Here is a 16,253-nt window from a genome sequence, read left to right as displayed (position 1 = left end):
CCCTCGACGATCGGTTCGCCTCGGCGGCGAACACGGTCGCGAATCGGCCGAAGGCACCGTCGAACGGGACGAGCGTGACCGGCACGCCGGGCACGCGGGGAGCCCGGGGAGCCGAACCGGACGGACGAGACGGTCCGAGCGATACGGGCACGAGAAGCACCGGCCCCGGCGGCTCCGCCTCCGCGGGCTCGGCAGCCCCGTCGGGTCCCTCGGCCGCCGGACCCCTTTCGGACAGGGTGCCGCCCCAGGGTTCCCCCGACCACCGGACACCCGCCCCAGCTCCGGCGCCCGAGCCGCCTCCCGCGCCCCCGTCCGCCGACCCCGCCACCGAGGCCCTGCGCCGCAGCGGCCTGCACCCCCAGCCGGCCCCATGGGAGCCGACGCCCACCGCTTCACCATCGCCCGACGCCGCCCCGCCCACCCAGCCGACACCGACGGACCGGACCCCGTCCGCCGAGCAGCCCTCCACCGGTCAGCGGCCCCGCGCCGGCGGCCAGCCCCTGTCCGGTGGTCAGCCCCCGGCTGCCCCACCGTCGGCCGTCGCTCGGCCTTCGTCCGCCCCACCGTCGGGCGGCGCGCGGCCGCCGTCCGCGGACGAGCCGCCGTCCGCGGACGAGCCGCCGTCCGCCGGTCCGCACCGCGCCGACGGCCAGCCCCCGGCCGCCGCTCGGCCTTCGTCCGCCCCGCCGCCGTCCGCGGACGAGCCGCCGTACGCCGGGCAGCCGCCGTCCGCCGGTCCGCACCGTGTCGGCGGTCAGCCCCCGGCGGGCGGCCAGCTCCCCGTCGGCGACCAGCCCCCGTCCGGTGGTCAGCCTCCGGACGCCGCTCGGCCTCCGTCCGCCCCACCGTCGGGCGGCGCGCGGCCGCCGTCCACCGACGAGCCGCCGTCCGCCGGGCAGCCCCCGTCCGCCGACGCACCGGAGCCCGGGGTCTTCCCGCCCGGGCCGAGGCCCCCCGGGTTCCGTGCTGCGGCGTCGGGTGGGCGGCCGTCCGGTGAGGCGGCTCCGGGCGGTGGCGCAGGTTCGCCGTCCGGGTCGGATGCCCTGCCCGGTTCCGCCTCCCCGTCGTCGAGGCGGTCGAGCCCGTCCGGCTCGCTGTGGCCCCCGGGGCCCTGGGCGCGCCCGGCCGGGCCGACCCGCTCCGGAACCGGCCCGCTGACCTCCCACCCCTGGTCGCCCCCCGCCACGCCTCCGCCCCCGGACGCCGTTCCACCCCCGCCGGCCCAGCCCGTGCCGCCCTCGCCCTCTGCACCCGCAGACGCCGTTCCACCCCCGCCGACCCAGCCCGTGCCGCCCTCGCCCTCCGCACCCGCAGACGCCGTTCCACCCCCGCCGCCCCACGCCGTCCCACCCCCACCCTCCGCACCCGTACCGCCCGCCCCGGCCCACCCCGCACCGACCGGCGCCGTGCCACCGACCCCGCCCTCGGACCCCGTCCCCTCCCCCCAGCCTCCCGCCGCCCCACCATCGGTCCCCACCCCACCCGGCACCCCCTCCCCGGACGACCTCCCGGACGCCGTGCCGCCCTCCCCAGGTCCGGTTCTCGGTGCCTCGGCGGGTACCGCCGTGCCGTCCGGCCCCGCTGTTCCCGAGCCCTCCGACGCGCGGCTCGGCGCGGACGTGGACCCGCGGACCCTCCAGGCGCAGGAGGTCAGGCTGGTCACCGGGAGCCAGCCGGTGCACGTGGACCACGTGGGGTCCGGGCCGCCCACGTACGACCCCGAGCCGAGCGCGCTGCCACCGGCCGACCCGGACGATCTCGGCGACCTCGTCGCGGACACGGTGCTGGACGGCGCGCGCTACGGGGCTTGTACGTTGCGTGCCGTCTCCCTGCGCGGGGACTCCTCGCGCTACCGCGGCGAACCGCGCCGGGACTCGCTGCTGACCGCCCGGTTCGGTGGGGGCGAGCAGGCCCTGGTGCTGGTGGCGATGGCGACCGGAGTCCGGGCGACCCCGGGCGCGCACCGGGCGGCGGCCGAGGCGTGCCGGTGGATCGGGCAGGCGATCGGGCGCAGCCACGCCCGCCTCGTGGAGGACATCAGGGCCGGCCGGCGCGGCGACCTGAAGTCGGGGCTGCACCGGCTCACCGACCGCAGCCTCGGCAGACTCCGCGCGAGCGCGGTCGAGCAGGGGCTCGACCCGGAGGAGTACACCGCGAGCCTGCGCTGTCTGCTGCTCCCGGCCGACCCCCGGTGCCGTACGCGGGTGTTCTTCGGGGTCGGCCCCGGCGGACTGTTCCGGCTGCGGGGCGGGGAGTGGCAGGACATCGAGCCGCGGGTCGCCGAGGCCGCCGGTGCGCCGGTCGTCGGATTCGGTTCGCTGCCGCACGAGACCCCCGAGGGCGACCGGCTCACCATGGACCTCGGCATCACGACGCCGCCGAGCCCGTACGAACCCGCCCCCGCGCCGCCCCGTGAACCCTTCCGGTTCCGTGCCTCGGTGGCCCGCGAGGGCGACGTCCTGCTGCTGTGCACCCCCGGGCTCGCCGATCCCCTGCGCGGGGAGGAACAGCTCGCCGACCACCTCGCGGCGCGCTGGCGTACCGACGAGCCGCCCGGTCTCGCCGCCTACCTCGCCGACACCCAGGTCCGGGTCAAGGGCTACGCGGACGACCGTACGGCGGCGGCCGTCTGGGAGGCGTGACCCTCTCCGTGACCTCTCCGGGTGCCCGCCTGGGCGTACGGGTGTACGCGAGCTGGGCAGGTCAGCCGGGTGAACCGGGCGGAGCGGGATAGACGGAGGGCGACGCGTACGGCCCCTCGCCCGGTGGCCGCTGTCAAGCCGTCGTACCGGCCGCCCGGTTGGCCTGTACCAGCGCTTGATTTCAGCCAATGAACATCATCGTCGTCGAGCGGTCCGCATCCGCCGCCGGTGCGGGGCTCGTCCGCCCGTCACGTGCCGTGGCGACACGGCCGGATCCCCGGCCTCACGTGGGGGTTGGCCGGGACCGCGGGGTCGGGTACCGGCCGCCCGGCCGGGGGCGCGCCGTCGGGTTCGTCGGCGTGTGAGGGGGTTTTCCGGGGCGGGAAGCGCTGTCTTCCGGTACCGATGGCTGGCTTGACCCTGTGCGTTTGAAGACGTACGGAGGGTCGTTGACGATTCGACATGAGTGCCGCGATCCGGACCGGGCAAGGATCCCCGTGTGCGTGTTCGAGCAGGAGGGGAATCGGTCATCGGCGCGTGGGCGGGGGTCATGAAGAGGCAGGCGCGAGGAGGCGGTCCCGTGGCGATCGGGGCGTCCTCGGCGGAAACGGTGGAGGAAGAGACCGACGATGTGCCGGCGCAGCCCGGTGCCGGTCAGCTCAGGCGCAGACTCGGGCGGGCGGATCTCCGGGCGGTGCCCGAGTCCCGTAAGGCCCTGCGGGAGTTGCTGCGGCAGTGGGGGCGGCCGGGGAGATCGGAGATAGCGGAACTGCTCACCAGTGAACTGGTCACCAACGCACTGATCCACACCGACGACGACGCGGTGCTGACCGCCACGGTCTCACCCCGCGGACTCCATGTGGAGGTACGGGACTTCGTGGCCCGCAGGCCCAAACCGAGGATGTCGCAGACCGACGACAGCACCCATGGCCGCGGTCTCCTCCTCGTGCAGTCCCTCGCCGACTCCTGGGGGGTACGGGCGCACGGGGTGGGCAAGTCGGTCTGGTTCGACCTCGACGGCGGCCTCACCTAGAACGAACAAGCAAACGAACAAGCAAACGGACAGGGGCGCGGCTGATGCCGCGCCCCTGTCCGATGGTGTGGTCCGGACTCAGCCGAACTGCTGCTCAAGGTCCTTGAGCTTCCGCTCCAGGGAGTCCAGCCGAGGCAGGGCCATCGTGTCGTCCTCCGCGGTGAGATCCACGGTGATCGACTTGTCAGAGCCGTTGCGCACGGGCTGCAGGGAGGGGCGGGTACGCACGGGCAGGGGCTCCGGCGCCGATATGGCAGGCTCCGAGACCGCCTGTGCGGGGACGCGTTCCACGGTGGTGTCCACCTGGCGCTGGCCACCGCCACCGCCGCCGCCACGGCCGGGCAGACCCCGGTGGCCGCGGCTGATGGCCTTGAGGTGGGCGCGCTCCAGACGCTCGTGCTCCCGCTTGCGCGCGCGGTTCTCCTCCTTGAGGCGCTTGTCCTCGCGCACCTCGTCCACGGCCTCGTCCAGGCTGCGCACACCCTCCAGCAGCATCAGCGACCAGGCCCTGTACGTCTCACGCGGAGCCCGCAGCCAGCGGACCACACGGATCTGCGGCAGCGGACGCGGCACCAGACCCTGCTCGCGCAGCGCCGCGCGGCGCGTCTGCTTCAGCGCGCGGTCGAACAGCACCGCGGCGGACAGGGACATGCCGGCGAAGAACTGCGGGGCGCCGTCGTGGCCGAGACCACGGGGCGCGTGCACCCAGTTGAACCAGGCTGCGGCACCCGCGAACGTCCACACGAGTATGCGGGAGCCGAGAGCGGCGTCACCGTGGCTGGCCTCGCGGACCGCGAGCACCGAGCAGAACATGGCGGCGCCGTCCAGGCCGAACGGAACCAGGTACTGCCACCCATTGGTGAGGCCCAGGTTCTGTTCACCGAACCCGACCAGGCCCCGGAAGGAGAGCGCCGCGGCGACCGCGGCACAGCAGAAGAGAAGAATGTAGGAAGCGGTGCCGTACAGGGCTTCCTTGCGCCGGCGGCGCTCCTCACTGCGTTCCCACGAATCCTCGGTCTTAGCGTGCTCCCCGGAGCGCTTGCCGCGCGCGAGCACCGCCACCGCCGCCAGCATGCCCAGGAGCAGTACGGCGCCCGGAAGCAGCCAGTTCAGCGATATGTCGGTCAATCTCATCAGGGGTCCCTTGCATTGGGATAGGGCGTAACGCCCGCCATAGTGGCCCAATCCTCGCGGCCCTCAGGGGGTTTCGGGGCAAGAGACCGCCAAGGAAGTGCAATGAGTGACGCCAGGCGGCATTCTGCTCGAACTACCGCGCGAGGGACGGGAGTTGAGTGCGAGTGAGATTACCCGTTCGAGTGGTTCCACGGAAAGTTCCCGTGAGGAGTGAGGAATTTGTGAACCACCTGTAACCCAACGAGGGTCCCACCTGGAGTGGATCTTACGGCACATGCCCCAGTCGGTCGCCGGGGGGTCCCGGTCGTCCGGGGGAGACGGTCCGTCAGGCTGCCGCGGGCGACGTGAGCTTGGCGATCCGTTCGGCCTCGCGGGTGCGCGGGCAGGTGGCGCAGGTGTCCTCGGGGTCCAGCGTGTAATACATGCAGCAGCTCGCCCGGTCGCGCGTCGACAGTGGCTCACCGCCGGGCCCGGACGGGTCACGGAAGCCCGCGGCGCCCACGTAAGGGCGGGTCGCGCCCGGCAGCAGCAGCTCCAGCTCGCGTCGGCACCGCTCCCGCTCATCGGGGCCGAGCAGTTCGGCGATGTACCAGATGCCCTCCACGATCTCGTCGGTCGCCATGCCCCACAGGGCGCGGCCGCGTCGCCGCATCCGGGGGCCGAAGCCGCCGAGGACCGGTTCTATGTGCTCGGCGAACGCGGCGCGCAGCTCGGCCCGCAGCGCCTCCTCGTCCGGGACCACACGGGCGCCGGGCGCGGTGGCGGCCGGATCGCCGGGCAGGCAGCTGAACGTTTCACCGCGGACCGCCAGCCGGCTCCGCTCCCGCTGGAACGCCACGTGCTCCGTCGGGAAGCGCGGCACCCGGCGCTCCAGGAACCAGGGGACGGTGAAGAGGAGGCACGCGTACCAGGAGTAGCGGTGCAGTCCGAAGGTGGCCACGACGTCGGGGCGCCCCTTCCGTCCGTGGTCCCGGAGGATCTGGTCCTCGTCCCACGCCAGGAACGCGTCCAGCGCCGCGCCGCCCGCCGCGAGCCCGGTTGCGCCCACCCATCCCTCACCTTCGGGCAATGGATCCGCGAGGGAGAGTTCTGTCACGCTCATCACGGGCAGGACCTCGGTCAACCGCGCGTAGGCGGTCGTCATGGGTGACGTGCGCGGAGAGGGGGCCGGTGCCGGTGCGGAGAGGGGCATACGGGGACCGCCGTTTCGCCGTCGCTGCAAGGTAAGGCTTACCTTACCCGAGGCTCGCTCTGGGTAGTCCGGGTTTGAACTGAGGGCATGTGCGCCTATGGTGCTTAACGACCGGTAACAACCCCAGTAGTGACCAACCGCCCCCGGGTGCCGGTGGCCGTACCGGCCGGCCGCACTACCGGACACGCCCGACACACACGTGGACCCATGACTCGGCTCGGAGGAGGACCTGTGGACCAGGCCGGACCGCGTTCGCGCCAGGCCCCTGCCGCGAGTGCGTTCGACGCCGCCCGTCCGGCCACGGCCTACCGAGTGCCCGCGCAGCCGGGAGTGACGGACGTGGACCGGGTGCGGGGCCTCACCGCGGACGCCGCCGGGAGCGCCGGCCGCCGTGCTGCCGCCCGCCGCGACGCCGACCGCGCTGATGCCGCGCCGGCCGGTGAGGCGGGCCGCCGCGGTGCCGGGCCGAATGCGGCCGACGCGGGCCGCCGTGGCACCGTGCCGCCTGCCGACGCCGCCCGTGGGGAGCACACCCACAGTGAGACGCCGATCCCTCTTCCCCGTAGTGGCGGGACCGGGGACGAGGCAGGGTCGGACGGGCTGCGCCCGCCGGGGCGCCCCGTCGTGCAGCGGGCCTCCGTGCGCGGGCAGATCCTCGACGCCCTGCGGGCCGCGCTCGCCGCCGGTGAGCTGACACCCGGCGAGGTGTACTCGGCGCCCGCGCTCGGCGAGCAGTTCGGGGTCTCGGCGACCCCGGTCCGCGAGGCGATGCAGCAACTGGCGATCGAGGGCGCCGTCGAGGTCGTCCCCAACCGGGGCTTCCGCGTCGTGCGGCGCGGCGCCCGTGAGCTGGCCGAACTGGCGGAGGTGCGGGCGCTGCTCCAGGTGCCGGTGATCCTGCGGCTCGCGCGGACGCTGCCGGCCGACAACTGGGCCGAGCTGAGGCCGCTGGCCGAGGAGACGGCGCGGGCGGCGTCCGCCGGGTGCCGGGCGACGTACGGGGAGGCGGACCGGGCCTTCCACCGGGGGATGCTGTCGCTGGCCGGCAACGAGCAGTTGGTGCAGATCGCGGACGACCTGCACCGCAGGAGTCAGCTGCCGCTGACCGCCGGGTCGGCCGCTTCGCGGTTGGAGCTGATGGCCGACGCGGCGGAGCACATCGCGCTGCTGGACGCGCTGGCCGCGGGGGATCTCGAGGCCGTGGAGTGCCTCATGGGGAACCACTTCGGCGGGGCGGTCTAGCGCCGTAGGGGTGCGGGTTGTTCGCCGGGTGCCCGTGGTCTGTGGCTGGTCGCGCAGTTCCCCGCGCCCCTGAAAGCATGGCGGTGTCCGGTGTCCTTGTCCCCGTCCTCACGCCGTGGCCGCCGGTGGGGCCAGTTGCCTGGCGAGCCAGGTCGGTACGCCGCCCAGGAGGCGGAAGAGGCGGCGGGCCTCCTCGCGGAGGCGGGACGCCTCCGGTTCGGGCTCGGTGTCGGCGAGCGACGCGAGCGCGGGGGCCGTACCCACGAGATAGCCCAACTCCTCGCGGATGCGCAGGGATTCGGCGAAGCCGTGGCGCGCCTCTGCCAACTCGCCGTCGCGCAGGGCGAGTCCCGCCAGATGGCGCCAGGTGAACGACTGCAACAGCAGATTGTCGTGGGCCGTGGCGCCGGCGTGGGCGCGGCGGTAGGCGGCGCGCGCGGCCTGCGGGGCGTGGGCGAGGTTCTCCGCGAGGAGGCCCCGACGGAAGTCGAGCAGCGCCCGGCCGGGCGCCCCCGGCGCGATCAGCGCGGCGGCCCGGCCCAGCGCGGCCCGCGCCTCGTCCGAGCGGTCGCGGACACCGAGCAGCGTGGCCGCGTACGCCAACTGGCCGCGCTCACAGGCCGCCGCGCCCCGCTCGTCGTCGGTCCGGGCCTGCGCCTCGGCCGTGCGCAGCGCGTCCTCGGCCTCCTCCCAGCCCTGCTCGGTGTAGAGGCAGCGTTCGACGAGGAGCGCGGTGCGCTGCAGCGCGGCCTGTGGGGTGACGGGTTCGATGAGGGCGGCCGCGTCGACCCAGCACGCTCGTGAACGCAGGCGCCATACCGCGGTCTGGAGTGGATCGTCGCCGGCGGTCGTTCCGTTACCAGACATGGCGGTATGCGCCACGTTGCCCTCCCCGAGCACACCGTTGAGCTTTGAGTTGGTGGCGGCATCTCAGCACGAATGGCCGGGCTGGCCAAGAGGGTGGGTGAAAGAATTCACAAAGTCATGGGGTGCGGAGGGCGCACATCGATCTTCCTCCACCACCCCTCGGACTCCGCGCCGTCAGCGCCAACTCGCCGCCCCTGGGCGCTAACTCATCCGCAGTGCCAGGAAGAAGTCCAGCTTGTCCTCCAGGCGGGACAGGTCCCGGCTCGTCAACTGCTCGATACGGCCCACCCGGTAGCGCAGTGTGTTGACGTGCAGGTGGAGGCGGGCCGCGCAGCGGGTCCAGGAGCCGTCGCACTCCAGGAACGCCTCCAGGGTGGGGATCAGCTCGGCGCGGTGGCGGCGGTCGTAGTCACGCAGCGGGTCCAGGAGACGGGCGGTGAAGGCGCGGCGGACGTCGTCGGGGACGAAGGGCAGCAGCAGGACGTGGGAGGCCAGCTCCTGGTGGCCGGCCGCGCAGACCCGGCCGGGGCGTGCCGCCGCCACCCGGCGGGCGTGCCGGGCCTCCTCCAGGGCACCCCGCAGGCCCTCCGCCGAGTGCACGGCCGCGCTGACGCCGAGGGTGAGCCGCCCGTCGCCGTCGAGGCCGGCCGACAGCGGGTCCCGTACGGCGGCGAGCAGGGTGTCGGCGTGGAGGCCGGACTCGGAGCCGTCGTGTTCCGTGGAGACGGCGGGCAACGGGACGAGCGCGATGGCCTCGTCACCCGTGTGGGCGACGGCGATCCGGTCGGAGTGCTCGGGGCCGGTCGCCAGGGGGTCCACGAGGATCTCCTCCAGCAGCGCCTGCGCCACCGGCCCCCCGTCGATCCCCGCCGCGCGTCGCCCGCCGCCGTTGTCGGCCGCGGGGCCCTGCTCCTCCCACTCGACCCGCGCCACGACGACCTGCCAGTGCGGGGCCGCCCCGAGGCCGGGCAGGAGCACCGGCGCGGCGACCCGCAGCCGGGCCGCGATCTCGGCGGGCGCCGAACCCGCCTGCACCAGCTCCAGGACCTCCTGGGCGAGCCGGCGCCGTACCGTGCGGGCCGCGTCACGGCGGTCCCGCTCGACGGCGATCAGCTGGGTGACGCCGTGCAGCAGGTCGAGCCGCTCGGCGGGCCAGTCCCCGGCGTCGGCCTCCACGGCGAGCAGCCAGTCGGACAGCACCGTCTCGCGCACATCACTGGCGGCGGCGTTCCCGGAGCGGCCCGCGCCGCTGATCGGGAACAAGGAATACGTCGTTGTGCCGACGCCCACCCGGTACGGCCCGCGCCGCCCCGTGCGCGCCGCCGCCAGGTGTTCGCCTGCCAGCCGCGCGCACAGCTCGGCTGGCAGGGCGGGCCCCGCGACCTTGGGGCCCGCGATGAGGCGGCCGGTGGGGGAGAGGACCCACGCCCGCAGGTCCAGGTCGGAGCCCAGCAGATCGAGGACCACGTCCGGGCCTCCGCCCGCCGGGCCGGACGTCATCATCCGGCGGTGGCGGTCCACCACGGCCGCCAGGTCCCCGGCGCGCTCACCGGAGACCTGCCGCACGACGTGCTCGGTGATCGTCGCGAAGGCCACCGACTCGTTGACCGCCAGCAGCGGCAGCCGGTGCCGGGCGCACGCCACGACGAGGTCCTCGGGGACGGCGCCCAGCTCGGCCTCACCCGCCGCCAGGGCGGTGACCCCGGCGCCGACGAGGATCCGTACGAAGGGTTCGGAGTCGGTGGCGTCACGGCGCCAGGCGAGGCCGGTGAGGACCAGCTCGCCGCCGGAGAGGTAGCGGCTGGGGTCCCGCAGGTCGGTGGTCATCACACCCCGTACGGTGCGGTCCAGCTCGTCCTCGCCGCCGAGCAGCCGCAGGCCCAGCGCGTCGGTGTCCAGCAGTGCGCGCAGGCGCATTCTCGTCGCCGCCGTTCTTGTCTCGAAATCTGTGGTCGGTTCGCCCGGGGGGCGCCCCGGTGGCTTCCGGAGGAGGGTGGTTACGGAAGGCCGGGACACGTCCGGGGCGTGGCCTGGGACTTTCGAAAACCCACCCGCCCGGCTCCGGATGTGTGCTGTGTGTTTCCAGAGCAAAACGAGGAGGTTGCTGATGGCCTCCGTTCATACGAATCTACAAGATGCGCCCCCTGGCCAGGCAACTCCTTCATGGTTTCCGTGACTGACCGGGGCCGAGGAGAGCGCTGTGTACTGGCGTCGACCCCTCATGAACAGCACATGAACGAGCCGGGCCCGCCGCACACGATCTGGCTCAAACGGAACCACTCCGAGACGACTGAGACGAAGAAGAGAGCCGGTCAGATGGACTTCCTTCGCCCCGCCAGCTGGGAGGAGGCGCTCGCCGCGAAGGCCGAGCACCCCACCGCTGTGCCGATCACCGGCGGCACCGATGTGATGGTCGAGATCAACTTCGATCATCGTCGGCCCGAGTACCTGCTGGATCTGAACCGGATCGGCGACCTCTACGAGTGGGAGGTCGGCGAGGAGACGGTTCGCCTGGGCGCTTCCGTCCCCTACACCCGGATCATGGAGCACCTCCGGCCCGAGCTGCCCGGCCTCGCCCTGGCCTCGCACACGGTGGCCTCCCCGCAGATCCGCAACCGCGGCGGCGTCGGCGGCAACCTCGGCACCGCCTCCCCGGCCGGCGACGCCCACCCGGCCCTCCTCGCGGCGGGCGCCCGGGTCGAGGTCGAGTCCGTACGGGGCGCCCGGCTCATCCCCATCGACGACTTCTACACCGGCGTCAAGCGCAACGCGCTCGCCCCCGACGAGCTGATCCGCGCCGTCCACATCGACAAGGCCGACGGACCGCAGCAGTACTCCAAGGTCGGCACCCGCAACGCCATGGTCATCGCCGTGTGCGCCTTCGGACTGGCCCTGCACCCCGCGACGCGCACCGTCCGCACCGGCATCGGCTCGGCCGCGCCGACCCCCGTCCGGGCCAAGGTCGCCGAGGACTTCCTGAACGCGGCGCTCGACGAGGGCGGTTTCTGGGACAACGGCAGGATCATCACCCCGTCGGTCGCCAAGCAGTTCGCCGAGCTGTGCTCCGCCGCCTGCAACCCGATCGACGACGTCCGCGGCACCGCGAGCTACCGACGGCACGCCGTCGGCGTCATGGCCCGCCGCACGCTCATGTGGACCTGGGAGTCGTACCGCGGCAACGCCGCCCGCACGGAGGGAGCCGCCTGATGCGGGTCAATTTCACGGTCAACGGACGTCCGCAGGAGGCCGACGACGTGTGGGAGGGCGAGTCCTTGCTGTACGTCCTCAGGGAACGCCTGGGGCTTCCCGGCTCCAAGAACGCCTGCGAGCAGGGCGAGTGCGGCTCGTGCACCGTCCGCCTCGACGGTGTGCCGGTGTGCGCGTGTCTGGTCGCCGCCGGGCAGGTGGAGGGCCGCGAGGTCGTCACCGTCGAAGGGCTCGCCGACTTCGCCAAGCAGCGCGCCGAGCACGGCGGTTGCGCCTCCGGCGCGTGCGGCACCACGGACACCGCGGCCGGCACCCCGCTCGACGAGGCCCGGAGCTGGGCCGCCCGCGGCACCGACTCCCAGACCGGCGAGGGCACCGAACTCTCCCCGATCCAGCAGGCGTTCATCGACGCCGGCGCCGTCCAGTGCGGCTTCTGCACCCCCGGACTCCTCGTCGCCGCCGACGAGATGCTGGAGCGCCACCCCAACCCGACCGACGCGGACATCCGCGAGGCACTCTCGGGCAACCTGTGCCGCTGCACCGGCTACGAGAAGATCATGGACGCGGTCCGCCTCGCGGCCGCCCGGCAGTCCGAAGGGGTCTGAAACATGGGAACCACCGGCCTGCCCACCAACATCACCCAGGGCTCCCGCACCAAGGGCGGCATCGGCGAGTCCACCCTCCGCCCCGACGGCACCCTCAAGGTCACCGGGGAGTTCGCCTACTCCTCCGACATGTGGCACGAGGACATGCTCTGGGGCCAGATCCTGCGCTCCACGGTCGCCCACGCCGAGATCGTCTCCATCGACACCGGCGAGGCTCTCGCCACACCCGGCGTGTACGCCGTGATGACGTACGACGACCTGCCGACCGACGTGAGGAACTACGGCCTGGAGATCCAGGACACCCCGGTCCTCGCCCACGGCAAGGTCCGCCACCACGGCGAGCCCGTCGCGATCGTCGCCGCTGACCACCCGGAGACCGCGCGCCGCGCCGCCGCCAAGATCAAGGTCGAGTACCGCGAACTCCCCGTCATCACCGACGAGGCCTCCGCGACCGCGCCGGACGCGATCCTCGTCCACGAGAACCGCACCGACCACCACATCGGACACGTTCCCCACCCCAACATCGTCCACCGCCAGCCCATCGTCCGCGGCGACGTCGCGAAGGCCCGCGAGCGCGCGGACGTCATCGTCGAGGGCGAGTACGTCTTCGGCATGCAGGACCAGGCGTTCCTCGGCCCCGAGTCCGGGCTCGCCGTCCCCGCCGAGGACGGCGGCGTCGACCTCTACGTCGCCACCCAGTGGCTGCACGCCGACCTGCGCCAGATCGCCCCGGTCCTGGGCCTGCCCGAGGACAAGGTCCGTATGACGCTGGCGGGAGTGGGCGGCGCGTTCGGAGGCCGTGAGGATCTCTCGATGCAGATCCACGCATGCCTGCTCGCCCTGCGCACCGGCAAGCCCGTCAAGATCGTCTATAACCGCTTCGAGTCCTTCTTCGGCCATGTCCACCGCCACCCCGCGAAGCTCCACTACGAGCACGGGGCGACGAAGGACGGCAAGCTCACCCACCTCAAGGCCCGCATCGTCCTCGACGGCGGCGCGTACGCCTCCTCCTCCCCGGCCGTCGTCGGCAACGCCGCCTCCCTCGGCGCGGGCCCGTACGTCATAGACGACGTCGACATCGAGGCCATCGCCCTCTACACCAACAACCCGCCCTGCGGCGCGATGCGCGGCTTCGGCGCGGTCCAGGCGTGCTTCGCGTACGAGGCCCAGATGGACAAGCTGGCGGCGAAGCTCGGCATGGACCCGGTGGAGTTCCGCCGGCTCAACGCCATGTCCCAGGGCACCGCCCTGCCGACCGGGCAGGTCGTCGACTCCCCGGCCCCGGTCGCCGAACTCCTGCGCCGCGTCAAGGCGATGCCCATGCCCCCCGAGCAGCAGTGGCTCGCGGCGGGCGAGGCGGCGGACGTACGGGAGCTGCCGGGCGGCCTGTCCAACACCACCCACGGCGAGGGCGTCGTCCGCGGCGTCGGCTACGCCGTCGGCATCAAGAACGTCGGCTTCTCCGAGGGCTTCGACGACTACTCCACGGCACGGGTGCGCATGGAGGTCGTCGGCGGCGAACCGGTCGCGACGGTCCACACGGCCATGGCGGAGGTCGGCCAGGGCGGCATCACCGTCCACGCGCAGATCGCCCGCACCGAGCTGGGCGTCACCCAGGTCACCATCAACCCGGCCGACACCCAGGTCGGTTCGGCCGGTTCGACGTCCGCGTCCCGCCAGACGTACGTCACCGGTGGCGCCGTGAAGAACGCCTGCGAACTGGTCCGGGAGAAGGTCCTGGAGCTGGGCCGCCGCAAGTTCGGCACGTACCACCCCGCGTGGGCGACCGCCGAACTCCTCCTGGAGGGCGGCAAGGTCGTCACCGACGCCGGTGAGGTCCTCGCCGACCTGGTGGACGTCCTCGGCGACGAGGCCGTCGAGGTTGAGGAGCAGTGGCGGCACCGGCCGACCGAACCCTTCGACCTGCGCACCGGGCAGGGCTTCGGCCACGTCCAGTACTCCTTCGCCGCGCACCGCGCCGTCGTCGAGGTCGACACCGAGCTGGGCATGGTGAAGGTCGTCGAACTGGCCTGCGCGCAGGACGTCGGCAAGGCCCTCAACCCGCTGTCCGTGCTCGGCCAGATCCAGGGCGGCACGACACAGGGCCTCGGCATCGCCGTCATGGAGGAGATCATCGTCGACCCGAAGACGGCGAAGGTCCGCAACCCGTCCTTCACGGACTACCTCATCCCCACGATCCTCGACACGCCGACCATCCCGGTCGACGTGCTCGAACTCGCCGACGACCACGCGCCGTACGGGCTGCGCGGCATCGGCGAGGCCCCCACCCTGTCCTCCACCCCGGCCGTCCTCGCGGCGATCCGGGCGGCGACGGGCCGGGAACTGAACCGGACGCCGGTACGACCCGAACACCTGACGGGTACGGCGTAGTCCGGTTCGGCCGCGTAGGAGTCCGGTTCGGTCGCGTACGAGCTCGGGGGTGCGGGTTGTTCGGCGGCCTCGGGTGGTCTGTGGTTGCTCGCGCAGTTCCCCGCGCCCCTCAAGGGCCTGCGGCCCTTGAAAGCGCCGGGCGCGACCCATGCCGCCAAGGGCCACGAGGAACTGCGCGACCAGCCCCCACCCACCCGCGGTCGCCGACGCACCGTACCGGCCGAGCTCTACGCCACAGCAACCCCACCGCCGGGCAACGCCCCCAACGGCTGCCCGGCACCGCAGGTACCCCGTTCGTCTCGGGCCGTCCCCCGGGTCGGGCGCCTTCCCAAATCCCGCGCGTAGCGGCCAAACGCAGCGCGGGGGCCCCTGTGAACCTTGGGAGTAGGCCCACATGACCCAGCAGTCCCTCCACCCGAAGGCCGACGCCGCAGCGGACGACGCGGCCGCGGAACCCCGCCTCCCCGCCGACAGGTCCTCACTCGACCGGTACTTCCACATCACCGCCCGAGGGTCCTCCGTCGCCCGTGAGGTGCGCGGCGGCGTCACCACCTTCATGGCGATGGCGTACATCCTCCTGCTCAACCCGCTCATCCTGTCCGGCCCGGACGCCGCGGGCGCCACCCTCGGCCAGAAGGCCCTGATCACGGCGACCGCCCTCGCCGCGGCCGTCAGCACCCTCCTCATGGGCTTCGTCGGCAGGGTGCCGCTCGCCCTCGCCGCGGGCCTGTCCGTCTCCGGCGTCATCGCCTCGCAGGTCGCCCCGCAGATGACCTGGCCGCAGGCGATGGGCATGTGCGTGATGTACGGCGTGATCATCATGCTGCTGGTCGTCACCGGCCTCCGCGAAATGATCATGAATGCGATCCCGCTGGCCCTGAAGCACGCGATCACCATGGGCATCGGCCTGTTCGTCGCCCTGATCGGCTTCTACAAGGCCGGCTTCGTGCACCAGGGCAAGGCGACCCCGGTCACCCTCGGCCCCGCCGGCGAACTCGCCGGCTGGCCCGTCCTGCTCTTCGCGGCCACCCTCCTCGCGATCTTCATGCTCCAGGCCCGCGGTGTCCCCGGCGCGATCCTGCTCGGCATCGTCGGCGGGACCGTCCTCGCCGTCGTCCTCAACGCCCTCGGCGTCGTCGACCCGAAGCAATGGGCGGGCGGCGCACCCGAGTTGCACGGCAGCGCGGTCTCGATGCCGGACTTCTCACTCTTCGGGCACATCGAGTTCGGCGGCTGGGGCGACGTCGGCGCGATGACGGTCGGCATGATCGTCTTCACTCTCGTCCTCGCCGGGTTCTTCGACGCGATGGCCACCATCATCGGCGTGGGCACGGAGGCGGGCCTCGCCGACGACAAGGGCCGGATGCCCGGCCTGTCCAAGGCGCTGTTCATCGACGGGGCGGGCGGCGCGATCGGCGGTGTGGCCGGCGGCTCCGGCCAGACGGTGTTCGTCGAGTCGGCGACCGGGGTCGGCGAGGGCGCCCGCACGGGCCTGTCCTCCGTCGTCACCGGAGTGTTCTTCGCCGCCTGCCTGTTCTTCACCCCGCTGACGGCGATCGTCCCCGGCGAGGTCGCGGCGGCGGCCCTGGTGGTCATCGGCGCCATGATGATGACCAACGCCCGGCACGTCGACTGGTCCGACCGCGCCACCGCGACCCCCGTCTTCCTGACCGTCGTGATCATGCCGTTCACGTACTCCATCACCGCGGGCGTCGCGGCCGGAGTCGTCTCGTACGTCGCCATCAAGCTCGCCCAGGGCCGGGCGCGGGAGATCGGCGCGTTCATGTGGGGTCTGACGGCGGTGTTCGTCGTCTTCTTCGCACTCGACCCGATCGAGAGCTGGCTGGGCGTGCACTAGGGCCCTGGATCTGTCGTTCGGATCATGCCGGCTTCGGGTCGCCGAGTATCGTCCGCGCAACCGCAATCTGTGAGGAGACCGA

General features: G+C 73.2%; 11 protein-coding genes. 7 read left to right on the top strand and 4 right to left on the bottom strand.

Translation table 11 applies throughout. From position 1 onward, the window contains the following. The first annotated feature begins 1,043 nt into the window (after positions 1-1,043). Entirely contained in the window at positions 1,044-2,642 is a 1,599-nt protein-coding gene (locus M8J73_RS45420) for a protein phosphatase 2C domain-containing protein (RefSeq protein WP_249828159.1), read from the top strand. Between the two features lie 550 nt (positions 2,643-3,192). Next, positions 3,193-3,675 carry an ATP-binding protein gene (locus M8J73_RS00200; RefSeq protein ID WP_079054753.1) on the top strand — a complete coding sequence of 161 codons (483 nt, stop codon included), beginning with the start codon at positions 3,193-3,195 and terminating at the stop codon, positions 3,673-3,675. Positions 3,676-3,753: 78 nt separating this feature from the next. Here the strand turns inward: M8J73_RS00200 and M8J73_RS00195 are convergent, their stop codons facing one another. Both M8J73_RS00195 and M8J73_RS00190 read right to left on the bottom strand, forming a co-directional pair. Next, positions 3,754-4,809, bottom strand: a complete 1,056-nt coding sequence (locus M8J73_RS00195; protein WP_055538102.1) for a DUF2637 domain-containing protein — start codon at positions 4,807-4,809, stop codon at positions 3,754-3,756. A 325-nt stretch (positions 4,810-5,134) separates the two neighbouring features. Next, positions 5,135-5,953 (bottom strand): (2Fe-2S)-binding protein, encoded by an 819-nt coding sequence (locus M8J73_RS00190; protein WP_055538101.1) that lies wholly within the window; start codon positions 5,951-5,953, stop codon positions 5,135-5,137. Between the two features lie 279 nt (positions 5,954-6,232). Between M8J73_RS00190 and M8J73_RS00185 the strand changes: the two genes are divergently transcribed. Continuing rightward, positions 6,233-7,243 carry a GntR family transcriptional regulator gene (locus M8J73_RS00185; protein WP_055538100.1) on the top strand — a complete coding sequence of 337 codons (1,011 nt, stop codon included), beginning with the start codon at positions 6,233-6,235 and terminating at the stop codon, positions 7,241-7,243. Positions 7,244-7,351: 108 nt separating this feature from the next. Here M8J73_RS00185 and M8J73_RS00180 read toward each other — a convergent pair whose 3' ends face one another. Both M8J73_RS00180 and M8J73_RS00175 read right to left on the bottom strand, forming a co-directional pair. Then, on the bottom strand, positions 7,352-8,125 hold the full coding sequence (locus M8J73_RS00180) for a hypothetical protein (RefSeq protein WP_055538105.1): 774 nt from the start codon (positions 8,123-8,125) through the stop codon (positions 7,352-7,354). A gap of 186 nt (positions 8,126-8,311) precedes the next feature. After that, on the bottom strand, positions 8,312-10,027 hold the full coding sequence (locus tag M8J73_RS00175) for a PucR family transcriptional regulator (protein ID WP_055538099.1): 1,716 nt from the start codon (positions 10,025-10,027) through the stop codon (positions 8,312-8,314). A gap of 399 nt (positions 10,028-10,426) precedes the next feature. Here M8J73_RS00175 and M8J73_RS00170 point away from each other — a divergent pair, with 399 nt between their 5' ends. The 4 genes from M8J73_RS00170 (at position 10,427) to M8J73_RS00155 (ending at position 16,171) form a co-directional block, all read left to right on the top strand. Next, positions 10,427-11,317, top strand: a complete 891-nt coding sequence (locus M8J73_RS00170; protein ID WP_055538104.1) for an FAD binding domain-containing protein — start codon at positions 10,427-10,429, stop codon at positions 11,315-11,317. Continuing rightward, entirely contained in the window at positions 11,317-11,922 is a 606-nt protein-coding gene (locus M8J73_RS00165; protein WP_055538098.1) for a (2Fe-2S)-binding protein, read from the top strand. Before M8J73_RS00170 ends, M8J73_RS00165 begins: the two co-directional genes overlap by 1 nt. 3 nt (positions 11,923-11,925) lie before the next feature. Next, on the top strand, positions 11,926-14,313 hold the full coding sequence (locus M8J73_RS00160; RefSeq protein WP_055538097.1) for a xanthine dehydrogenase family protein molybdopterin-binding subunit: 2,388 nt from the start codon (positions 11,926-11,928) through the stop codon (positions 14,311-14,313). Between the two features lie 394 nt (positions 14,314-14,707). Then, positions 14,708-16,171 (top strand): NCS2 family permease, encoded by a 1,464-nt coding sequence (locus M8J73_RS00155; RefSeq protein WP_055538096.1) that lies wholly within the window; start codon positions 14,708-14,710, stop codon positions 16,169-16,171. Positions 16,172-16,253 lie beyond the last annotated feature (82 nt).

It is taken from the genome of Streptomyces neyagawaensis, assembly GCF_023516595.1.
Classification (GTDB): domain Bacteria; phylum Actinomycetota; class Actinomycetes; order Streptomycetales; family Streptomycetaceae; genus Streptomyces; species Streptomyces neyagawaensis.
Note: the sequence above shows the minus strand (reverse complement) of the source record. Positions and strands in the feature narration are given on the sequence as shown.